The following is a 22,771-nucleotide window of genomic DNA, read 5'->3' on the forward strand; positions in this document are numbered from 1 at the left end:
GCTGTCAGGCCGGGGAGGCTGAGCTGATGACCGCACGCGCGATTGTCACGGAGGAGCGGGCACTGTCGTGCTACTTCCGCACGACGGTCGAGTCGCCGTATCGGAAGGCGCTGGTCCAGATCAACGAGGACTGCAATCTGCGCTGCGCGCACTGCTTCGTGTCGGCCACGAAGAAGGGCAAACAGATGCCACTGTGCGACGTCGTCGCCAAGGTCGTCCCCAGGCTGGTCGAGGCGAGAGTCCGGCGGGTCACGCTCACGGGCGGTGAGCCGACGATCCATCCGGATTTCCTGGCAATCGTCCGTGTCTTCCGGGACGCGGGCCTGGATGTCGGGATCTGCACGAACGCCACGTCAATGGACGATTCCATGCTCAGCGAGCTGACGGCGATCGGCGGTGTGCATGTGAACGTCAGCTTGGACGGTTTCGCGCGCGAGTCCCACGGCAGGTTCCGCGGGGACCGCGACTCCTTCGACGTCACGGTCGACACCGTGCGGAAGCTGGCCTCGGTTGGACTTCTGCAAGGGTTGTTGTGCACCCCGAACTCGCTGGCACGCAACGAGGAGTACCGGGAACTCTGCCGATTCGCCCGCGACCACGGCACGAAATACGTGCTGCTCAACCCGCTCGGCAGCATGGGCCGTGGCGTGAAGTCACAAGCGAAGCTGGCGAAGACCACCCTGCACATGCAGGAGATCTTCGAGCTGACCGCACCGTTCGACGGCCCGGACCTCGACATCGCCCATATCCGATTCCCCAACGCCGAGCAGAAACCGCTCTCGGGTTGCGAGGCCGGGACGATCATCTACGTATTCACCCCAGGCGAGGTCACGGTCTGCCCTTATCTCGTGTTCGCCGCGCGGACGCCGATCTCCCGGCATCCGGACACGGATTTCATCGTCGGCAACATCTTCACCGACCGCGACATCGCCGAGCGTCTCGACAACTACGCGTTCCATCAGCGTTTCCAGGTCGGCGCGAACGACACCTGCGGAACATGTGCGCTGGAACCCCAGTGCGGCAAGGGATGCCCGGCTGCGGTGATCGCCGCTGGCGGCCGCATCGGCGACGTTGACGCTGAGCAGTGCCCGACCGTCGCCGACGGTCGTCACCTGCTGCCGCTGGACGTCGCATGATCGCGGAGCTGCAGCGCAAGCCGGGAACGCTAGTGACGCTCGACGGCCCCGGCGGCGTCGGGAAGACCACCGTCGCCGCTCTCGTAGCCGCCCGTCTCTCCGACACGGGACATTGCGTTCACGCCACGAGCCAGCCGTCCCGTTCGACGCTCGGCGAGATCGCGCGACACGGCACCGACACCTACCAGGACATGGCGCTGGCCTGCCTCTGCGCCGCCGACCGGCACCATCAGCTCGCCACCGAGATCCTGCCCGCTCTCGATGCGGGTGCCGTTGTCGTCTGCGACCGGTATCTACCGTCGTCCCTGGTCCTGCAGGGACTAGACGGCATCCCCTCCGACACGGTGTGGGCCCTGAATCAGGGCGCTTACCGACCGGATCTCGCCCTGGTCTTGACCGGTGACCCTGTCGTGATCGACCAGCGACTGCGGGCCAGAGGTGGGCACAGCCGCTTCGAACGCGCGACCGACAACAGTCGACTCGAGACCGCTGGCTACCAGCACGCTAGCCGGTTTCTCCACGCCCAAGGCTGGGACATCACCACCTTGGACTGCACCGCCGACACACCTGACGCCCTAACTGCCAAGATCATGGACCTCGTCCACCACATCCGCCAGGAGCGCCCGGTATGCCGCTGAGCCTGCTCACCATGAACATCGGCCACCCGTCGCTCGAACGTGCCCGACGGCAGCTGACCTGGCTCGCCCAACGCACGGAGGACGTCTTCATTCTCACCGAAACCGGCGCCGGACCCGGCACACAACATCTCGCGCAGTCCTTCGCGGACGCGGGGTGGTGCGTCACCTATCCCCACCACCCTGACAAAGAGCGGGGAGTGATGCTGCTCAGCAAACTCGCCGCGACCCTCGACCCCATCGGCGCCGCCATGACCTACCTACCGGCCAGGCTGGCAGGAATCCGAATCGACACCGGCAACGGCCCTATCCGTGTCCTCGGCGCCTACGTCCCCTCCCGCGACGCGACCGAGAGCAAAACCCGCAGAAAACGCGACTGGATCGACGCCTGCCACAAAGCCCTCGATGCCACTGCCGGCGCGGAACCCGCGCTCTTCCTCGGCGATCTCAACGTCCTCGAACCAGGACACATCCCGCCGCACCGCGGCCAGTTCGCACCGTTCGAAACCGACTTCTACCGCTCACTCACCGACCGGCACGACCTCGTCGACCTGTTCCGCCACCAGCACCCGGACGCCGTCGAGCACAGCTGGGCACGGCGACCTGACCTCGGCTACCGCTACGACCACGCGCACGGCTCACCGTCACTCGCCACGCACCTGACCTCCTGCGAATACGTGCACCAAACCCGCGAACAGATTCTCGATCAGGCGGCGCTGACCGATCATTCCGGACTCGCCGTCAGGCTGGCGCTGACCCCGACTGCACCGCTGATAACGTCCGACCCGGCCGCGGAGCGGGAAGCCACCTTGTTCTAACCCCGGAATCTCGTGCCAGGCCACGACCACGCCTGCCGAGCCCGAGGAAACCGGCGCAATGCCCACCACCACAACGGAACCACGAGTTGGGGCCCGAGTCCTGCTGCTCGACGCACACGACCGCGTCCTGCTCATCCACGCCCGCGACCCCGACGACCCCGCCCACCACTGGTGGGAACTCCCCGGCGGCGGCCTCGACAACAACGAAACCCTCACCGCCGCCGCCCAACGCGAAGTCGCCGAAGAATCCGGCATCGTCCTCACCGGCCTTGACCGGAAACTCTGGACCCGCGAAAGCCGCTTCACCTACCGCGGCCAGCAGCATCACCGCCTCGACCACGTCTTCCTCGCCAAAATCCAAGACACCAGCCCCACCGTGTCCGTCAAACCCACCGCGAACGAACGCGCTGGACTCATCGAACGCCGCTGGTTCACCGCAGCTGAACTCGATCTCACCGTCGATAAACTGCTACCCGCCACCCTGCCAGCCCTGCTGAACCAGCTCCTCGCAGGACACTTCCCGGCCGGGCCGATCCGACTCACCGACTAACACCAAAATGACCTGATCGGGCCCACGACTCACTTAGCCACCAACGACTGCGTCCATGGCCATTACATACACCAGGACCAGCCCCGCCTGCGCGGGACGACCTGCGCCGCGGCCACGAAAGCGCCCAGGTGCCGGGACTACCCCCGCCTGGGCGGGGAAGACGGACATGGACACCGGTGCTGCCTCCTGCACAGCCGGACCAGCCCCGCCTGCGCGGGGAAGACGCCGCGATCACCGAGGCGTTCGCGAAGCTGCCGGGAACCAGCCCCGCCCGCGCGAGGAGCACCTGAGCATCCCGCTGTGGGGCTGGTCGCTCACCGGACCAGCCCCGCTCGCGCGGGGATCACACTTGCTGACCTGCAGGTTTAGGTGCCGTAATGGTGTTTCTTGTTCACTTTGAGGCTGCACTAGCGGTTTCGTACCTGCGTCGTTTGCTGGCGTTGCTCCAGCCGGTCTTGCGGGCGTCGGTGCTGGGTGTCTGCGGTGGGGCTGGTCGGAGCATGAGGTTGATGCCGTCGAAGTCGAGTCCTTGTTCGTTGTCTGCGTTGTAGACCATGATGGCGCGTCCTGTTTTGACCATGTCGATGACGCGTTGCCACAGTAGCCGGGACCAGCCCCGCCTGCGCGGGGAAGACACCGGCGCCAAGCCAGGCGCGCACGTCGAGGTGGGACCAGCCCGCCTGCGCGGGGAAGACAGCACGGCTTCGGTCGTGGTCACGGTGCTCTCCGGACCAGCCCTGCCTGCGCGGGGAGCACTTCGCCGGGCTCGACTTCTCCGGCCTGACGATGGGACCAGCCCCGCTCGCGTGGGGAGCACACTCGTCATGGCTCCTTCCGGCGGAGCGAGTTGGGACCAGCCCCGCTCGCGCTGGAAGCACCTGTCGATCGCAGGCCCGTACACGGTGCACCTGCGACCAGCCCCGCTCGCGCGGGGAGCACCCAGCACAGCTCCCGCAAGAGTACGACTACTGGGGATCAGCCCCGCTCGTGCGGGGACGACGGCACCTTGTCCACCAGGGCCGAGTACGAGCCGGGACCAGCCCCGCCTGCGCAGGGAAGGCAAGAGCGAAAACCAGCTGTTCAAGGCCGTCAAAGGACCAGCCCTGCCTGCGCGGGGAAGACCCGGGTTTCCGCCTTGCCAGCGCGTCACGGACTGGACCAGCCCCGCTCGCGCGGGGACGACTAGCGGACCGCGTTCTTGCGCTGAACATCGACCGGACCAGCCCCGCCTGCGCGGTGACGACATCGGCGGATCTCCAAGTCCGAGTTGACCTCGGGGTCGACCCCGGTCTGCGCGGGGACGGCACGTCCAGCGTCCTCCAGGCCCATTCCTACGAGGGACCAACCCCGCCTGCGCGGGGACGACCGAGGCCGGGCCCTCCGTCGAAATCCAGGCCTGGCACCAACCCCGCTTGCGCGGGGACGACCACGTCTTTGGCCCGGGGCAGCTCGTGTTGCCGGGGCCAGGCCCGCTTGCGCGGGGACGACACTACTTTGACCTGGTTGTTTGAAGATCATACTGGCGATTTTCATTTAGTTTGGTTGCCGTCGCGTCGGATCACAATCCTTGATCAGGTGGTCCAGCTTGCCTCGGCTAGCTGCTCCGGCAGGAACTAGGGCGATTTCAGGGCGAAATTGCAGGTCGAACGAGGCCGACCGACACAGACTGAGAGCGATGAGTGATCACCAACATCCCAGCTAGATCGACTGAGAACAACTCGAAAGGACTCGAACCAGTTAACCGGAGGGTTCTTGGTTCGAGTCCGAGCGGGGTCGCAAAGCCCGCTCCTCCCGGCCCTGGCTCTTTTGTGTTTAGGGAATCGGTCTGGCCGCTTGCGCCTTCCAAGGACCAACCCCGCTCGCGCGGGGACGACGGGATCGTGCGGACGCTGGTGAGGTTGATGTCGGGACCAACCCCGCTCGCGCGGGGCGACACTAATTGACCTGGACCTTTGAAGATCATACTGCTGGTTTTCGTTCAGTTTGGTAGTCCTCACGCTGATCATGGGGTCGGATCGAACCTTAGGACGTTGAATCGGCGAGTTCTCGTTCTGCGGTGTCGGTGTGCGGAAGTGGGTTCGGCGGTGCCGTCGTTTGAGGCCTCGACGGTGTTTCGCGTGGGCGATGCGGCTCGGGGGCTGTGTGCGGGAGGATGCCTTCGCTGCGCCATTTTCGGAGGATGCGGCGGCCGTAGTTGTGGGTTCCGGCGATGCGGTCGAGTTCGGCACCGGATGGTGTTCGGCCTTGGGCGTGTTCGTGCTGGTAGTGGGCCCACATCAGTTGTTCGGCGGTGGGCCTGGATAGCTGGTCCGACTGGTCTGGTGTTGTCGGCAGAGGGGTGACCAGGGTTGGCGTGAGGAGATCGGGTTCCGTGTGAATGAGGTCGGCGGGTCCGGTGCGGTGGCGTTTGAGGGCGGTCGAGGAGTTCGACGGCCAGCAGCAGGGCGAGCGGCGGGCAGGCGGGCGACGGCTACTCCGAATGCGCTGGTTACGGGTGCCGAGGCGATGTTCGCGCAGAGAGACAGCGCGATGCCGAAGACGAACGCTGCCCAGGCCGGCCACCGGCTGGAGCCGTCGCAACTGGGTTTCCAGAGTTCGACGGTTGCGGTCGTGAGGAGGCCATCGACGATGAGCGGCCAGATAGAGGCGGTCGTCGTATCGGCGCCGAAGCGGAGGGCGAATTGGCGTCCGTGGATGTAGGAGGCGTAGGCGGCGCCGAGGGTGACCAGGGCCGTGCAGCCGCACTGGATCCAGAGGGAGAGCCCGGCGGAGGCGGTTCATGACGTGGCTCCACCGCGGTCTCCGCAGAGCCGGTTGATCTTCAGTGTGGCGGAAAGTCACAGCTCAGAGAGCTGAGAGGACGCGTGGTTGCTGCCCGTACCTCGTCACCGGACCAGCCCCGCCTGCGCGGGGACGACGGCAGCCCGACGGGTGGCACGTTCACCCTGACCGGACCAGTCCCGCCTGCGCGGGGACGACTGCCGGTTTCGGTTTCGGAACCCACTTCTTCGGATCAGCCCCGCTCATGCGGGGACGACCCGATTGTGCCGTTGGGCTGGCCGACGCCGTACGGACCAGCCTCGCTCGCGCGGGGAGACTCGAGCAGAACGTATGCGCCACCGTGGAAACCAGAACCAGCCCCGCCTGCGAGGGGACGACACCTTCGCCCGCCGCCTCATCGAACACTACGGCGGACCAACCCTGCTTGCGCGGGGATGACAGAACCTGAGTACCGAAGTTGGCGATGTTGAGGGGAACAATCCGCCTGCGCGGGGCAACTGACTTCGAAGGGATGGCGGCATGACCACCGCGAGACCAACCTCCCCTGCGTGGGGACGGGGCATGGGCGCGGCGGCCCGCATCGCGGACCAACTCCGTCTGCGCAGGGACGACTCAAGCAGGCCATTACGACTCGCGGAGCAGCCAGGATCAACCCCCGCGTGGGCGGGGACGAAACCGTCGAGACTCAGAGGAAGTCGGGAACGTTCGGATCAACCCCGCTTGCGCGGGGGACGACATCCAGCCGAAGAAGACGGCGGTGGTCTTGCCCGAACCAGCCCCGCCTGCGCGGGGAGGACTGCGATACACCGAGTTTCTTGGTCGCGAGGTTGGGGCCAGCCCCGCTCGCGCAGGGACGACCTCCAGTACTGAGTGGACCGGACGGCGGGCGGGGGACCAGCCCCGCTTGAGCGGGGAGAACACCACCTTCGCCGACCAGATCCGACGATGGCAGGGATCACCCCGCTCGTGCGGGGAGAAGCGAGTGGCCTTGATCCCCGCGATCATCCGGCCGGGTACAGCCCTGCCTGCGCAGGGACGACTTGTAGATCGCCTCGTCCAGAGTGACGTCGACCGGGGTAGCCCCGCCTTTGCGGGGACGAGCTCTACAGCGACGCCGCCAGGACGACATGTGATTCTGTCACTGCCCGACTCTTGCGTTAGGGACTACCAAACTTGGCCACTGCTCTCCCTAATGCGCCAGGTAACCCAAACTATATATGTGAAATTTCTTCAGATTGTCCAAGTGGTAGTTGACGGATCTTCGGGCATATCGACTTCTTCTTAATCTGAAGCAAAAACTTGGTCGAACGTGCTAAAAACGTAGCTCGCAAGCGTGTCTTGTACGTATTTCTCTTGGGGGCGGGGTGGATTCGCGGGCGGTTCGTGGGTGGCTAAAGTGGCCAGCCTCGTCGGGGGAACAAGGTAAGAGTTGGCGTGCGAGGTGGGGGAGTTGGGCGTGGCGTTGCCTGGATCGGTTGTGCCATGGGGGAAGTCTTCGGGGCGTGTTGGTTGCCATCCGCTGATTTGTCATTCGTTGGATACTGTCGCGGTTGCTCAGCGGTTGGTGGACGTCATGCTGGGCGGGGTCGTGCGAGCACATCTCGCCGAGATTTTTCCCGACCCTGCTCTGTCGCGTTCCTGGGTGCCGCTTTTCTGCGGACTGCATGACATCGGGAAGTACGCGCCCGACTTCCAGGCGTTGGTCTACGAGCTTGCGGTGAAGCTTTTCGGGGAACTGGCGATCGAAGATCTCGACATGGTCCGTAAGCCTGCTGGGATGGGGCGAAGGGTGGACGCGCCGCACGGGATCCTGACTGCACTGCACGTCAGGGACATGCTGGAGTCTTGGGGCGCGGCCAAGGGCACGGCGCTGCGTGTCTCGGAGGCCTTGGGCGGACATCACGGTCATTTCCCTGCCGGTGAAGCCATTCGCCAGGCGCGCAGTGAGCGCAACGCTCATGGCGGAGAGAGATGGGCGGCTTGGCGTACGGCGCTGGTTCTTGACGTGGCCAGGCTCCGGGGTGTGCCGGAGCCCGATCTTGTTGAATGGCGGGATCTGCGGCTGTCGCTGCCTGCGGCGATCGGGTTGGCGGCACTGACGACCGTGAGCGACTGGGTGGCCTCGGATACCAGCAACTTCCGGGCCTTGGAGCCTGGCGTCGACCTGGACGCATATGCGAAGTCTTGCGACGCGAAGGCTGACGAGGCGGTCGTGCGGTTGGGGATGTCGCCGTGGTCTCCACCGGCTCAGGCGGACTTCGAGACGTTGTTCCGGCGTGCCCCTCGGCCTGTTCAGAAGGTTGTCGAGCTGGCGACTTCGGATTTGGCAGAGCCGGTTCTGCTGGTGATCGAGGCGCCGACAGGAGAGGGGAAGTCGAAGGCGGCGCTGCAGGCTGCGACGTCTATGGTGCGTCAACTGGGAGTGTCGGGCTTCTATGTCGCGATGCCAACTCAAGCGACCAGCAATCAGATGCGGCTGGAGATCCAGTCCATGCTGCACGAGCTGGGCGACGAGACGCCGGTCAATCTGGTGCATGCCGGCGCGAAGCCGACGGACGTCGGCCGGGATGAGGGCGACGACGATGTTGCGGCGCAGTCATGGTTTACGCGGAAGAGGAGCATGTTGGCGCCGCTTGGTTGCGGGACGATCGATCAGGCGTTGAAGGGCGCGATCCGTTCTGGGCATGTGTTCGTTCGTCTTGCGGCGTTGTCGAACAAGGTGGTCGTGTTCGACGAGGTGCACGCTTATGACGTCTATATGTCGACGTTGCTGGAGCGGCTGCTGATGTGGCTGGGCGCGCTCGGCACCCCTGTCATCCTGCTGTCGGCGACGCTCCCGGCCGGGCGAAGGCACGCGCTGATCGCCGCCTGGCAGGCCGGCCGCCGCGGATGCCCACCGCAGCAGATTCCCGCGGTGCCCTCGCCGGTGTCCTACCCGCGCGTCACGGTCGCCACGGCAACCTGTGCTACCGAGCATCCTGCGGAGGTCTCCGACCTGAACAAGGACCGCCGGATTCACCTGAGCCATATCGGCGACGAGGAGATCGTGGACTGGCTTCTCGAGCAGGCCAGCCAGGACCGTTGTGTCGCGGTGATCCACAATCTCGTGCGGCGGGCGATCAAAACCCACGATGCCTTGGCCGCGCGGATCAGTGAACTTCCTGAAGCTGAGCGGCCACTGCTCATCGCGATCAACGGCACGCTCCCTGCAGGACAGCGCCGTAAGGAAGAGCAGCGGCTGCGGAACTGCTTCGGCGACGACGGTGTCCGGCCGCGGCGGGCGATCGTGGTCGGTACGCAGGTTCTGGAGCAGAGTCTGGACCTCGACTTCGACATCATGCTCACGGATCTTGCTCCGATCGACGCGCTGATCCAGCGGGCCGGCCGGATCCAGCGGCATCGGCGCGACCAGTCGCGCGGAAGGCTCCGCCTGGTCATCACCGGGGTCACTGACATGCCGGAGGGGCCGCGGTTTCCGCCCTATCTGCGGAACGTGTACGCGCCGATCCTGTTGATGCGCACATGGGCTCTGCTTCGTGACCGGCCGCATATCGACTCACCCTCCGAGGTGTCACACCTCGTCGATCAGGTCTACGGAGGCGAGATCGAGTGCCCACAAGGGTGGGCCGACGCGTGGCGAAAGGAAGAGGAGTATCTCCGCGCCCTGCGCAGCCGAGACAACGCGGCCGCCAGAACGCTGTATCTGCCCATGCCGCACAAGGTCGAGGATCTCGCCGAGCTCACTGAACGACCGAAAAGTACCAAGCAGACACGAAAGCAGTCGGGGAAACGGCGATGACAGACGACGAAGGTGACGTCGAACGGTCGGTCCGAGTTGTGCTGTTCCGCCGCGACTCAGCAGGTGCGACAAGTCCGATGTGGGGTGATGGATCGGAGGAGCTGTTGGATTCCGCTGCTGTCCTGGTCGCACCGGAGAACGTGCCTCGACAGGTGGTGCACGCCCTACTGGAATGTGAAGTGCCATCTGAGTTCGCGGCTGATCCGTGGCTCAACCAGCACCGCGCACTGATCTTCAACGACAACAAATGCGAGATCGGCGGCTACACGCTGGCTTACCACGACCAGTTCGGCGTCTACGCGATCGAGGAGACATGACGACCCCATTCGACCTGAGCGTCGAACCTTGGATCCCTGTGGTTCGCCTCGATGGCACGCGTGAGGACGTGAGCTTGCGCGATATACTGCTACAGGCACACGAGATCCGCAGGATCGTGGGCGAGCCCCCGCCGATGACCGCCGCGCTATACAGGCTGGTTTTGGCGCTGTTGCACAGGGTTTACGGTCCGGCTCGCCACCATGACTGGGATAAGCTGTGGTCGGCCGAGGCGTTCGACATGGACCGGCTTGATCGGCACCTCGAGGCGTATGAGTTCGATCTGTTCCATCCTGAGGTGCCTTTCCTGCAATGTTCGGCGCTTCCAGAGGGTAAGGGCGGTACTGTCGCGAAGCTGATCCCGCACAAGTCCGTGGGCAACAATGCGACGTTGTTTGACCACACTGTCGTGTCGGATCGCGTGGAGTTGCTGCCGGCCGCGGCCGCGCGGTGGCTGGTGACTGCTCAGGCTTTCGATCCGGGCGGTATGAAGACCCCGTACGAGAAGGACAAGTCTTCGGAACGTGCACCGTGCAGCAGCCTTGGAGTCGTTCTCGTCGAGGGGCTGAAGCTAAAGGAGACCCTCCTGCTGAACGCGGTCTCCTACGATCCTCAGACCGAGGAGCCGCGGATGACCACCCTGGAAGATGCGCCGGCGTGGGAGCGCGGAGCTCCCCTCCCCACGCCGGACAGTCGTGATCCGTTGGGGTGGACCGATCTGCTGACCTGGCCGTCCCGGCGTATCAGGCTCCTGCCCGAATTCGTGGGCGGCAAGCAGATCGTCACCAAGGTGGTCCTCACTCCTGGTGTGCGCCTGAAGGGAAGCCTGCCCGACCTGGAGAGCATGAGCGCGTTCCGTACTCCCCGCGCGGCGAACGGGAAGATCAAGCCGGGTACTCCGATGCTGCCGATCCGGCTCCATCCGGTGCGTGGGGTCTGGAGGCACAGTGTCGAACTGCTGCTGCACGATCCGTGGGAGGAGGAGCGGACACGCCAGCGACCGCGTGCCCTGAAACAGATCGCCGCTCTCACCGAGGCCGGGCACATCCCGGACGACACCGTCTACACGTTGCGTGTGTTCGGGCAGAAGCTCGACTCGAAGGCGTCCGTTGTGGAGGGGTATCTCGAGGAGGAGGTTCCCGCCCCGGTCGCGTTGATCCGTGCGACCGACGATGCACTGGCCGGGCTGATCGGTACCGCTATCGAACTCGCCGACGAAGCCGGAGCGGCGCTGCGCGGGATGCAGCGTGAGTATCACAAGGCCATGCGGGCGGAGCCGGACGTCACCCTCGACCTTGCCTACTGGCCGGCGCTGGCCCGGCCGTTCGAGGGGTTCCTGCGTGCGGTCAACACCGCCCGGCTGCGGGCCACGTCGGAACGGACGGCCGTCACCGCCTGGCGGCGTGCGGTTCTGCGGATCGCCGAGGACGCGGCGGAGACGTGGACAGCCGGTGTCGCGGCGTCCGATCGCAACCTCAGCATGCTCGGCAAGCAGCACGCGGTGTTCCGGAACCGGCTGTCCAAGATCGCCCGCGTCTTCGACGCCCGAGCCGCCAAGTACTTCACGAAAGATGAGACCGAGTGACCACCTCCGTCGCTGAACGACGAGACACCTTCGTCAAAGCCCTCTATTCACTGCATGCCGGAGCCAGTTCCGGCATCCCGAAAAGGCAATCCGAGTGCCGCCAGGCGCTCGCCCGGCTGCGCCGCAGCCTGACAGGCTCGCGGCAGCAGACCGCCGCCTACGAGATCGTGTTCCGACATGATCCACCCGAGTCCGAGCAGGAAGTCTGGCTTCTGGTCGCGGGCCTGTTCGCTACCCATCCGCAGCCTGCGAGGCGCGGTCACCGCTCGCTGGGCTCCTCGATGCGGGCACTGCGGGAGAAACGCGGTGACGCCGCGGCCCGCCGCTTCGAGCAACTGCTCGGCCGGGAACGCGACGTCCTGCCGCATCATCTGCGCCAGATCGTCCGGCTGCTGGCCAGTGACGACATCCCCGTCAACTACTCCTCGCTCCTCGACGACCTCGTCGTCCTGATGGGAGAGGGCTACCGCGACAACTCGGCCCACAGGATCCGGCTGCGCTGGGCCCGCGACTTCCACAGCCCCGACTACACAGCCACCACCGCTTCGACCGACGACACAACAACCTCTTCGCCTGCATCGGCCTGACCCTTTCGGAGACCTTCGTGATCATCGAGCTTCACCTGCTGCAGTCCTTCCCAGTGAGCAACCTCAACCGCGACGACGTCGGCCAGCCCAAGACCGCGACCTTCGGGGGAAGCACCCGTGGCCGTATTTCCAGCCAGTGCCTGAAGCGGTCCGCGCGTCAACTGTTCACCGAGCACGGTCTCGACGAAGCAGAGACTGGTGTCCGCACCAAACGTCTCCGCAACGACGCGGCCGACCTCCTTGTCGAACGCGGCCGGGACGCGGAGACCGCGCCCGGCGTCGCCACCGCCGGGCTCGAGCAACTCGGGTTCGGCGTGGACCAGGCCAAGGGACTGACCGAGTACCTGCTGTTCGTCGGCCGGACCGCGATCACCCATCTCGCCGACTACTGCGACGCGAACTGGGAGACGCTCCTGGCCGCATCCGCTGGGAAGAACGGGAAGAAGCCGGCGAAGGCCAAGCCCAGCAAGGAAGCCGCAGCCGAGGCCAAGCGCATGCTCGACGCCACCCGGGTCGCCGATGTGGCGTTGTTCGGACGGATGATCGCCGACAACAAGGACTTCAACGTCGACGCGGCGTCCCAGGTCGCGCACGCCCTGTCCACTCACTCGGTGGCTACGGAGTTCGACTTCTACACCGCGGTCGACGACCTCAAGCCGGAAGCGGAATCCGGTGCCGACATGATCGGTACCGTCGACTTCAACTCCGCTTGCTACTACCGCTACGCCAACCTCGACCTCGACCGTCTCCGCGTCAACCTCGCCGGCGACGACCAGCTGGCTAACCGTGCCGCGGCCGCGTGGCTGGGCGCGTTCATCCACGCCGTCCCCAGCGGTAAACAGAACTCGATGGCCGCACGGACTATGCCGAGCACCCTCCTCGGTGTCGTCCGGGACACCGGCGCCTGGAACCTCGCCAACGCCTTCCTCAAGCCCGTCACCGACGCCGACCTCATGGCCGGGTCCACCACCCGGCTCACCACACATTTCCAGCAGCTGCGCGGTTTCTACGGCGACAGCGGTATCCGCGCCGCCATCGCCGCCTCCGTGACCGGCGACATCCCCCACACCGACGACATCGACACCGCCGCCAGCATTGACCAGTTCACCAGCGGTGTCCTGACTGCGGCCGGTGCGGCGACCGCATGACCGCCACCCTGGCGTTGTGCTTCGACGCCCCCATGCAGTCCTGGGGCACCCGTTCCCGGGGCATCATTCGCGACACCGCCCGCGAACCCACGAAATCCGGCGTCGTCGGGCTCCTGGCCGCCGCCAGAGGAGTGGAACGCGACGACGAGGACACGATCGCGGAACTGGCCGCCCTGCGCCTCGGTGTCCGCGTCGACCGCGAAGGACTTCTCGAACGGGACTACCAGACCGCGCAGAACGTCCCCACCACGCACGGATCCGGGCACCGCACCGTCGTCAGCGAGCGCTACTACCTCGCTGACGCACTCTTCCTCGTGCTTCTAGAGGGGCCCGAGACTCGGCTCGCGCAGCTTCGGGACGCCATCATCACGCCGCAGTGGCCGTTGTGCTTCGGCCGGCGTGCCTTCGTCCCGGCTCGACCACTCGTCTGCTGCCTCCGCAACGAGCCCCTCGACCACGTGATCCGGACTCACCCCTGGCTCGAGCCCCCCGAACGCGTCCACGAACCGGACTTCGACGTAGGCCTGCGGACCATCCTCGACGGCCCGGCAGACGCCGCCGGCGCCGAACTTCGGCACGACTTCCCGATCTCCTTCGCCCACGACGACCGCCGCTTCGCCACACGCACCGTCGTCACCGGCGACACACCACTCACCCCCGACATGATCACCACAGGAGTGCCCTCGTGTTCCTGAGCAAACTGACCGTCGACATCCGCTCCCGCACCTTCCGCCGCGACTACGCCAACGTCCACGACATGCACCGCACCCTCATGTCCGTCTACCCCGACATCCCCTCCACCAACGACAAACGCCAAGGCCACGGCGTCCTCTGGCGACTCGACAGCAACCACGGCGGATTCACCCAATACGTCCAAAGCCACACCGAACCCGACTGGACCAAACTCCCCGCCGGACACCTCACCACCCCACCCGAGGTACGCCCGCTCAAACCCGTCCTCGACGCCCTCACACCAGGCCGCACACTCGCCTTCCGGCTCGTCGCCAACCCCACAAAATGCGACGGGAAAACCCGCAAACGCTTCCCACTGCGCCAACCCGCCGACCAGCTCAACTGGCTCATCCGAAAAGGCGCGCAGCACGGCTTCGTCATCCCCGCCGCGGCCGACGGCCACCCCGACCTCGCGACAACACCGATGGCGACTATCGCCGGACGGAAGGCAGAGACCGGGAAGATCACCGTCGAACCTGTCCGGTACGACGGCCACCTCGTCATCACCGACCCAGCCGCGTTCAGCGACGCACTTGTCACCGGAATCGGGCGCGCCAAGGCCTACGGATGCGGACTCCTCAGCCTCGCACCCGCCCGGAGCTAGAGCGGAAGCGGTTCGACGAGGACTCCTCGACCGCTTCCTGGTAAGGCGGTCAACCCCGCCTATGCGGGGACAGCTACAAATGGACGATCAAGGACACCGGTTGGGCAGGGCCAACCCCGCTTGCGTGAAAGTTGAACGGTCGCCGACGGTTTGTGCTCCCGTTCGACCGAATGCTTCGGCGCGGGGAACTCGCGGGAGATTCCCATGACCACCTCAGCGGATCAACCCTGCATGCGCAGGACACCCCTTCGCGTCGTGGTCTGAAGGCAGCCGTGAACTAGCTCTTTCGGCGTAACCGGCAGTGCGCGGTGGTCACGATCGTCCACGCGTCTGGGCCAACCCCACTCGCGTTGGGACGTCGCGCCTGCTGTCGCGGTCATCGATGTTGTGAGACGGACCAATCCCGCCTGCGCAGGGGATGACCCGAACGGTATCCGGCTGTGCGACAACCGCTTCGGACCAACCACGCTTGCGTGGGTACGACGGCGAGCTGATCCTGCGGATCGGCAACGACCGCGGACAAGCCCCGCCCGCACGGGGACGAGATGGCGAGTTCGTGCTCGAGCTAGCGTAAGCCGGACCAGTCCCGTATGTGCGGGGACGATGTTAGAAGCATACGGGCGTACATCTTGACCAGGAGAGCAGCCTCGCTCGCGCGGGGAGGACTTTCGCGGACCGGTACGCGTCGGCGGCCTGCTTGGGACTAGCCCCGCTCGTGCGGGACGGCGATGGCTTGTTTTTCTCGCCCGGATGCGGTGCCGGGTCAACCCAGCCTGCGCGGGGACGACGTCCACCCGGATGCGCCCCGGGGCGGCGAGCGCGGACCAGCCCCGCCTGCGCGGTGACGACACAAGCGAGATCGCCGGGCGGAGCTCACGGCATGGACCAGCCCGCCTGTGCGAGGACGACCCGGAGAAGCCGTCTGTCGGCGACCGCGCGGCCGGGCCAACCCCGCTCGCGTTGGGGACGACCGCGGCGACAACGGCGAAACCCACAGCGAGACCGGACCAACCCCGCTCGCGCGGGGACGGCCAGAACGCCGAGGACACCGAGATCGACGAGTACGGACCAACCTCGCTCGCGCGGGGACGACGCCACGCTTGCTCTGTCGCGTCGGCTTCTTCCGGGACCAACCCAGCCTGCGCGGGGACGACCTGGAATGGGCCGGGATCGGCGTGCAGGAGGCCGGACCAGCTCCGCCTGCGCGGGGACGACGACGTTCAGGTGTCGAACAGCCACTCGACGTACGGACCAGCCTCGCCTGTGCGGGGACGACAGCGGGTTTCCGGTCGCGAGGGCTTTGACCTCGGGACAAGCCCTGCTTGCGCGGGGACGACTTCGCCGCGTACCTGCGCGACAACCCAGACGCCGGACCAGCCCCGCTTGCGCGGGGACGACCCGGTGTTGGAGGTGACCAGCGCGCGGATCGCGGGACCAACCCCGCTCGCGCGGGGACGACGAACCCGTCAGCTCACACTGACGTGCTGAAGGCGGACCAACCCCGCACACGCGGGGACGACGCCGGAGAAGACGGCACCGCGGCCATGGACAAGGGAGCAACCCCGCATGCGCGGGGACGACGTTGCGGACCTCAAAACCGTTGGCATCTACAAGGGACCAACCCCACTTACCGGGGACGACACTAATTGACCTGGCTATTTGAAGACCATACTGGAGAATAATGTTCAGTCTCGGGCGTTGCGTCCTGCACATGATCCTGATTAGGTAAGTCCGACTTACCCCAGTCGACGGCGGCAGGAACTGGAGGCAATTTAAGGGCGAAATTGCAGTCGATTGACCTCGGCTGAGAGCATGAGCGATTGCAAACGTCCCGGCTGGGTCGACTGAATAGGACTCGAACCAGTTAACCGGAGGGGTTCTTGGATCGAGTCCGAGCGGGGAGTACAGGCCCAGACCGCCCGGCCTGAGCTGCTTCGTGTTTAGGAATCGGACTAGCCCCTCTCGCGTGCGACGACGGATCTACCAGCGCCGGGTCGCCGCTGGCGAGGGACCAACCCCGGCCTGCAAGGGGACGAAGCTACGTGCCCGGCGTGCGGTGAGGGCATAGTCGGACCAGCCCCGCTGACACGGGGACGACGAAACTGGGGTCGCCCCGGCGGACAGCTCCAGGGACCAACCCCGCACGTGTGGGGACGATCTGGTCGCGATCCTGGCCGAAATGCGAGCCGCCGGACCATCCCCGCTTGCGCGGGGATGGCGCCGAGATCTCGCCGACGACGAGCTTGCCGACGAGACCAGCCCCGCCAGCGCGGGGACAGGACCACCGGAGTCGCCAGCACATGCGGTACCGCCGGGACCAACCCCGCTCGCGCGGGACGACGCCGTCTCAACGGCGGCGTTGTACCCGTACTGCGGACCAACCCCGCTCGCGCGGGGACGACACGCGCGACAGGTTGCAGGCGCTCGCGGACTTCGGACCAAACCCGCATGCGCGGGGAAGACGGCGACTACTCCGGCCGCGCTGACGAAATGCACGGACCAATCCCGCCTGTGCGGGGACGCTGTGATGCGGGTGGTTCTGGTGATCGTTGCCCCAGGACCAACCCCGCTCGTGCGGGGACGACCGGGCTGTTGGGGCTGCCAGGCCGGCTGTCCGGGGACCAACCCCGCATGCGCGGGGACGATACTAATTGACCTGGTTGTTTGAGGATCAAACTGGCGAACTTCATTCAGTTTGGTTGCTGTCGCGTCGGATCACAATGCTTGATCAGGTGGTCCGGCTTGCCTGGGGCTAGCTGGTTTGGCGGGAACTAGGGGGCGATTCAAGGGCGAAATTGCAGGTCGAACAAGGTCGACGGACGCCGACTGAGAACATGAGCGTTCGCAAATGTCCCAACACCGATGGCGACTATCGCCGGACGGAAGGCAGAGACCGGGAAGATCACCGTCGAACCTGTCCGGTACGACGGCCACCTCGTCATCACCGACCCAGCCGCGTTCAGCGACGCACTTGTCACCGGAATCGGGCGCGCCAAGGCCTACGGATGCGGACTCCTCAGCCTCGCACCCGCCCGGACTTAGGAGTAAAGGGACTTCCGTATTGACGGCGACACCCTCAGCGGCTCGTTTAGCCAACCCGCCCGCCTGCGAGGAGACACGACCACGCTGGTCGTGTCCCAGACGCGCTTGAGGATGGTCTCAGCCCCGCTCACATGCAGACGACTGACCGCGCGACCCTACCGAGGTGCATGGCCACGGAACAGCCTCGTCGGCGACAACGGCTTCATGAGTTAGCCGAGGACGTTGGTCGTAGTGGGACTGACCCCGCTCTCGCACGATGCCCCTGAGGGACAACCCTTTTCTGAGGCTTCACGGACCAACCTCGCTCGCGCGGGGGCGACACTGACTACCTGGCCCTTTGAAGATAGAACTGCGGGCTTTTCAGTCCTTTTCGGACCTGCTTCCGGATCCGCGGATCAGCCCCGATCGAGCCGGGACGACCACGACCGGCCACAACCCGACTGAGGGGCAGGTCGGACCAGCCCCGCCTCACTTGGGGACGACAGCTTCTTGTGGCGGAACCGACCGAGGGCGGTCGGACCAACCACGCATTTGCGGGGACGACGCGAACTTCGCCTGGCCGCCGGGCCGATGCAGGGACCAACCCTGCTTGCGCGGGGACGAAGATCCGCCGGTGGGCCAGACTGCCATCCACGACGGATCAGCCCCGCCGGCGCGGGGACGACCGTTCGGAATGGCGCCGGACGTCAGCCGCCGAGACCAGCCCGCCTGCGCGGGGAAACCGGCAAGATGCAGTATGGGCCAGCCCCGTTCGCCCGGGGGAGAAGTGAGTAGCCTTGATCCCCGCGATCATCCGGCTTGGACCAGCCCCGCTTGCGCGGGGAAGACACAGTGACCCGCTCGCCGCGGCCGCTCGCGGGAGCAGCCCCGCTTGGGCGGGACGACAACCTGAGCCGGTCCTCGAGCGTCGCGCCGAACGGACCAACTCCGCATGTGCAGGGACGACGCGCCGGGCAAGGACAGTTCCGGCGCTGGGACCGGACCAACCCTGCATGCGCGGGGACGACGCTGTCCCGCCGGACGCCGACGTGAAGCTGATCGGACCAACCCCGCTTGCGCGGGGACGACCTCGACCCTGCCGTCGACCGGGTAGCCGACGTCGGACCAACCCCGCTCACGCGGGGACGACTCTCCACGGGATCGGCTGGAAGGCGATCAACCACGGACCAGCCCCGCTTGCGCGGGGACGAATGGGGTTGGGACCCCCGTGGTGCACCGGAATACGGACCAGCCCCGCTTGTGCGGGAAGGACGAGGCCAGCGAGCGTTGGCAGCGCGAGCTGGCGGGATCATCCCCGCCTGCGCGGGGAAGACACTGATTGACCTGGTCGTTTGAAGATCATACTGGAGAATTTTGCTTTGGTCGTTGCCTCGTTCTGGCGCTGATCGTTTATGGAGCTCTGCTTCAAGTCCTGCTGTGCTGGTGTTGGTGCGTTCCTGTTTGGTAGGAGATCACCGTAGCCGGGTGATACGAAACCCCGCTCGCGCGAAGACGATGATCGAGAGCACGGGGTCGTTGAGGACCCACGTGCGCCCAACCCCGCTTGCGTGGGGACGACACTAATTGACCTGGCTGTTTCTAGATACTGCTAGAGACTTTTGTTCAGTCTCGGGGCGTGGTCTTCTGCAACATGATCCTGATCAGGTGTCTGATTTATCCGAGCCGGCGGCGGCAGGAACTAGAGACGATTTAAGGGCGAAACTGCCGGTCGAACCTGGTCGACTGACCCTCGGCTGAGAGCATGAGCGATCGCAAAAATCCTAGCTAGATCGCCTGAGGCAGCTAAAATGAACTCGAACCAGTTAACCGGAGGGTTCTTGGTTCAAGTTCAAGTGGTGTCCGAATCCAGGCTGGATGGGTCTAGACTTCTGCGAACCAATATTGCCTGGTCGTCACATGGCGGTTGAGGAAGTCTGATGCTTTCCTTCAGGTGCTCCAGGGGTGGATGTGTTTTGGAGTATTCCATTATTTTGCCACTTCCTCAGGATGCGGCGTCCGTAGTTGTGAGTACCCGCGATTCGGTCGAGGTCAGCACCCGTCGGGGTGCGCCCCTGGTTCTGTTCAGCGAGGTAGTGCGCCCACATGCGTTCTTCTGCGTTCATCTCAATGGCGGACTCCGGCCTGGTTGTGGAGTTGGCCGGGTTTGCGTTGCCGCTGTCGGTGGGTCCAGTAGTCGCTGGTTCACTTGGTTGATTAGTAACTGCAGGCCGGTGTCGTTTGAGAGCACGGTTGAGCAGTTCGACGGCCAGCAAAAGTGCTAGGGGAGGGCAAGCGGCGACGGTGACTCCGAGGATGCTGAGGTCGGGTGCTGCGCCGATGTTGGCGCAGAGCGACAGCGAGATGCCGAAAGTCAAGGCGAGCCATGCTGTCCAGGTTCCTCCGGTTCGTTCGCCGTCCGAGGGTTTCCAGAGTTCGACGGTGGCGATCATGAGGAGGCCGTCGACGATGAGTGGCCAGATCGCCGCCGTGGTGTGGTCCGCGCCGAACTGTAGGGCGAAGTCGCGTCCGTGACGGTAGGAGGCGTAGGCGGCGCCGAGGGCGACCAGGGCCGTGCAGCCGCATTGCACGGCTAAGGCTGGGTCGCGCCACAGACCGGACGAGGTTGCCCCGTTCGGGTTACCCACGTCCGTCACCTGGCCGTGCGACGGCGCCGCTCGATCACGATCGTCGCGGAGATCCGCAGCTCAACAGGCCTTTTTGGCGTGGGGTACTTGTTTGAGCCGCGCCAGGGATTCGAACTCACACACCGCCATCGCACGTTCGATCCGGTGTCCACAGCTGTGCGCACCTGCGACACCGTCTTCTAGCCTAAAAAAGAAGAAACCTTCACTCGGTAGTGTTGAGTGAAGGTTCTTGCAAGTGGTGAGATCTCACCTAAAGCGGTGTCCGAGGGGGGACTTGAACCCCCACGTCCGTTAAGGACACTAGCACCTCAAGCTAGCGCGTCTGCCATTCCGCCACTCGGACTTGCTGATGAAGAGAGTATACGTCGCCTGGAAGGCCTGAATCAGGGGGGTACTTATAGTCACGAGGACTCACGTTGAGACGATGTCTGGTTACCCTCCGGCCATCGTGGAGCCCCCGCCCGGGGTGCTGCGCGTCGAAAGTCCGCAGGTCAAGAGCAGAAAAAGCATAGGGTTACCAGTGGGCACATAGAGTGACCAAGCGGACGGAGAGGCGGGGAATCAAACCCGGCCATCGGGCGCTTACACGTGCTGTGAAGAAGATTGGTTTCCTCTCGTTCGGCCACTGGTCGGCGAGCGCGCACTCCGAGACCCGGTCGGCCGCCGACTTCCTGCATCAGTCGATCGACCTGGCTGTCGCGGCCGAGGAGCTCGGGGTCGACGGCGCGTACTTCCGTGTGCACCACTTCGCGCGGCAGGCGGGGAGTCCCTTCCCGTTGCTTGCCGCGATCGGGGCCCGGACCTCGAAGATCGAGATCGGGACCGGCGTGATCGACATGCGGTACGAGAACCCGATGTACATGGCCGAGGACGCCGGCGCCGCCGACATCATCTCCAACGGCAGGCTTCAGCTCGGGGTCAGCCGGGGGTCTCCGGAGCAGGTGATCGACGGCTGGCGCTACTTCGGGTACGCGCCCGCGGAGGGGGAGACCGCCGCGGACATGGCCCGGCAGCGTACCGAGGTCTTTCTCAAGGTGCTCGAAGGTGAGGGCTTCGCCAAGCCGAACCCGCGGCCGATGTTCCCCAATCCGCCGGGGTTGCTGCGGCTGGAGCCGCACTCCGAAGGGCTGCGCGAGCGTATTTGGTGGGGGTCCAGTTCGAACGCCACCGCGGTGTGGGCCGCGAAGCTGGGTATGAACCTGCAGAGTTCGACGCTCAAGGACGACGAGACGGGCGAGCCGCTGCATGTCCAGCAGCGTAAGCAGATCGAGGCTTATCGCGAAGCGTGGAAGGAGGCGGGCCACGCGCGGGAGCCGCGGGTGTCGGTCAGCCGCAGTATCTTCGCGCTGACCAACGACCTCGACCGGGCTTACTTCGGCCGCGATCGGAACTCGCGTGATCAGGTCGGCATGATCGACGAGACGACCAGGGCGATCTTCGGGCGGTCCTACGCCGCCGAGCCGGACGAGCTGGTGCGGGAACTCAAGGCGGACGAGGCGATCCAGGCGGCGGACACGTTGTTGCTGACCGTTCCGAACCAGCTGGGCGTCGAGTACAACGCCCACGTGCTGGAGAGCATTTTGACCCACGTGGCACCGGAGCTCGGCTGGCGCTGAACGCGCGATTGGCGGTGCCGTGGCTGGTTAGGATCGAGGTACGTCCCCGGCCGTCGGAGGGTCCCATGAGTCTGGCCCGATTCCGCTGTCTGCTCGGTTTGGTCCTGGTCCTCTGTCTCGCGATGCCGCCCGCCGCTCAAGCGGACGCTCCCGCCCCGCTCGGCGGCGGGAGCGTGCTGCAGGTGGGCGCGGCGTCCCGGTGTACCGCCGGATTCGCCGCTGTCGCGGGGAACGTCGGGTACCTGATCGCGAGTGCCGCTTGCGGCAGGCCCGGTGAAACCGTCAGCAGCGCGGGCCGCGTTGTCGGGGTCGTCGCGGCGGCCCAGTTTCCGCCGAGCGGCGCGATCGTCATCCGGGTGACCAACACGGCCGAGTGGCGGCTGGTCGGGTCGATCCCGCCGGTCGACAGCCGCGTGACGATCACCGGGGCGACCGAGGCGGCGGTAGGCGCATCGGTGTGCAAATACGGCTTGACCTCCGGCTGGCGGTGCGGGGTGATCCTGGCGAAGAACCAGACGGTCACCTTCCCGGGCGGGACCCTGACCGGGCTGACCCGCACGTCCGTCTGCGCGGAGCCCGGTGACGCGGGTGGTCCGTTTGTCAGCGGCACGCAGGCGCAGGGCGTCCTGGTCGGCGGCAGCGGCACCTGCGCCACCGGCGGAACCTCGTACTTCTTGCCGGTCAACCGGGTCTTGTCGGCCTACCGGCTGAGCATCCTCACCGGCGCATAATTACCTTGACGGTATCGCAGAGCGACCAATTGGGTATTGGACCGATCTTAATGGTTGATCGATAGTGG

Annotated in this window: 15 protein-coding genes, 1 tRNA gene and 1 pseudogene; 14 read left to right on the forward strand and 3 right to left on the reverse strand. The window is 65.7% G+C overall.

Going from position 1 to position 22,771, the window contains the following annotated elements:
* Nucleotides 1–26: 26 nt before the first annotated feature.
* The 4 genes from SD37_RS42025 to SD37_RS17405 are packed head-to-tail and all read left to right on the forward strand — an operon-like array spanning nucleotide 27 to nucleotide 3,139.
* Nucleotides 27–1,136 carry a radical SAM protein gene (locus SD37_RS42025; RefSeq protein WP_044852892.1) on the forward strand — a complete coding sequence of 370 codons (1,110 nt, stop codon included), beginning with the start codon at nucleotides 27–29 and terminating at the stop codon, nucleotides 1,134–1,136.
* On the forward strand, nucleotides 1,133–1,774 hold the full coding sequence (tmk, locus tag SD37_RS17395) for a dTMP kinase (RefSeq protein WP_044852893.1): 642 nt from the start codon (nucleotides 1,133–1,135) through the stop codon (nucleotides 1,772–1,774). Before SD37_RS42025 ends, tmk begins: the two co-directional genes overlap by 4 nt.
* On the forward strand, nucleotides 1,765–2,589 hold the full coding sequence (locus tag SD37_RS17400; RefSeq protein WP_044852894.1) for an endonuclease/exonuclease/phosphatase family protein: 825 nt from the start codon (nucleotides 1,765–1,767) through the stop codon (nucleotides 2,587–2,589). The genes tmk and SD37_RS17400 overlap by 10 nt, the downstream gene beginning before the upstream one ends.
* Nucleotides 2,590–2,647: 58 nt before the next feature.
* Nucleotides 2,648–3,139, forward strand: a complete 492-nt coding sequence (locus SD37_RS17405; protein WP_044852895.1) for an NUDIX domain-containing protein — start codon at nucleotides 2,648–2,650, stop codon at nucleotides 3,137–3,139.
* A 2,022-nt stretch (nucleotides 3,140–5,161) separates the two neighbouring features.
* On the opposite strand, the pseudogene SD37_RS42035 reads toward SD37_RS17405, so the two are convergent.
* Nucleotides 5,162–5,889, reverse strand: a pseudogene (locus tag SD37_RS42035) (DUF2637 domain-containing protein).
* A 1,508-nt stretch (nucleotides 5,890–7,397) separates the two neighbouring features.
* Here SD37_RS42035 and cas3 point away from each other — a divergent pair.
* From cas3 to cas6e (SD37_RS17450), 8 genes are all read left to right on the forward strand, one after another.
* A complete protein-coding gene (cas3, locus tag SD37_RS17415; protein WP_236725465.1) occupies nucleotides 7,398–9,719 on the forward strand; it encodes a CRISPR-associated helicase Cas3' in 2,322 nt (773 codons plus the stop codon).
* Complete coding sequence (locus tag SD37_RS17420) at nucleotides 9,716–10,036, forward strand: hypothetical protein (protein WP_044852898.1); 321 nt, start codon at nucleotides 9,716–9,718, stop codon at nucleotides 10,034–10,036. Before cas3 ends, SD37_RS17420 begins: the two co-directional genes overlap by 4 nt.
* Nucleotides 10,033–11,619 (forward strand): type I-E CRISPR-associated protein Cse1/CasA, encoded by a 1,587-nt coding sequence (casA, locus tag SD37_RS17425; protein ID WP_065912864.1) that lies wholly within the window; start codon nucleotides 10,033–10,035, stop codon nucleotides 11,617–11,619. Before SD37_RS17420 ends, casA begins: the two co-directional genes overlap by 4 nt.
* On the forward strand, nucleotides 11,616–12,206 hold the full coding sequence (gene casB / locus SD37_RS17430; protein WP_044852900.1) for a type I-E CRISPR-associated protein Cse2/CasB: 591 nt from the start codon (nucleotides 11,616–11,618) through the stop codon (nucleotides 12,204–12,206). The genes casA and casB overlap by 4 nt, the downstream gene beginning before the upstream one ends.
* A 17-nt stretch (nucleotides 12,207–12,223) precedes the next feature.
* Complete coding sequence (gene cas7e, locus SD37_RS17435) at nucleotides 12,224–13,354, forward strand: type I-E CRISPR-associated protein Cas7/Cse4/CasC (RefSeq protein ID WP_044852901.1); 1,131 nt, start codon at nucleotides 12,224–12,226, stop codon at nucleotides 13,352–13,354.
* Nucleotides 13,351–14,049, forward strand: a complete 699-nt coding sequence (gene cas5e, locus SD37_RS17440) for a type I-E CRISPR-associated protein Cas5/CasD (RefSeq protein WP_044852902.1) — start codon at nucleotides 13,351–13,353, stop codon at nucleotides 14,047–14,049. The genes cas7e and cas5e overlap by 4 nt, the downstream gene beginning before the upstream one ends.
* A complete protein-coding gene (gene cas6e, locus SD37_RS17445; protein ID WP_044852903.1) occupies nucleotides 14,040–14,690 on the forward strand; it encodes a type I-E CRISPR-associated protein Cas6/Cse3/CasE in 651 nt (216 codons plus the stop codon). The genes cas5e and cas6e (SD37_RS17445) overlap by 10 nt, the downstream gene beginning before the upstream one ends.
* Before the next feature lie 2,862 nt (nucleotides 14,691–17,552).
* On the forward strand, nucleotides 17,553–17,732 hold the full coding sequence (gene cas6e / locus SD37_RS17450; protein ID WP_044852904.1) for a type I-E CRISPR-associated protein Cas6/Cse3/CasE: 180 nt from the start codon (nucleotides 17,553–17,555) through the stop codon (nucleotides 17,730–17,732).
* A gap of 1,892 nt (nucleotides 17,733–19,624) precedes the next feature.
* Here cas6e (SD37_RS17450) and SD37_RS42040 read toward each other — a convergent pair.
* On the reverse strand, nucleotides 19,625–20,356 hold the full coding sequence (locus tag SD37_RS42040) for a DUF2637 domain-containing protein (RefSeq protein WP_236725398.1): 732 nt from the start codon (nucleotides 20,354–20,356) through the stop codon (nucleotides 19,625–19,627).
* 259 nt (nucleotides 20,357–20,615) lie between these two features.
* A tRNA-Leu gene (locus SD37_RS17460) sits at nucleotides 20,616–20,699 on the reverse strand.
* Between the two features lie 250 nt (nucleotides 20,700–20,949).
* Here SD37_RS17460 and SD37_RS17465 point away from each other — a divergent pair.
* Both SD37_RS17465 and SD37_RS17470 read left to right on the forward strand, forming a co-directional pair.
* The gene (locus tag SD37_RS17465) at nucleotides 20,950–21,972 is read left to right on the forward strand and encodes an LLM class flavin-dependent oxidoreductase (protein ID WP_044852906.1); all 1,023 of its coding nucleotides are present in this window, start codon (nucleotides 20,950–20,952) and stop codon (nucleotides 21,970–21,972) included.
* A 65-nt stretch (nucleotides 21,973–22,037) separates the two neighbouring features.
* Nucleotides 22,038–22,703, forward strand: a complete 666-nt coding sequence (locus SD37_RS17470; RefSeq protein WP_044852907.1) for a S1 family peptidase — start codon at nucleotides 22,038–22,040, stop codon at nucleotides 22,701–22,703.
* The last annotated feature ends 68 nt before the right edge of the window (nucleotides 22,704–22,771 follow it).

The sequence above is a fragment of the Amycolatopsis orientalis genome, assembly GCF_000943515.2.
GTDB lineage: Bacteria > Actinomycetota > Actinomycetes > Mycobacteriales > Pseudonocardiaceae > Amycolatopsis > Amycolatopsis orientalis.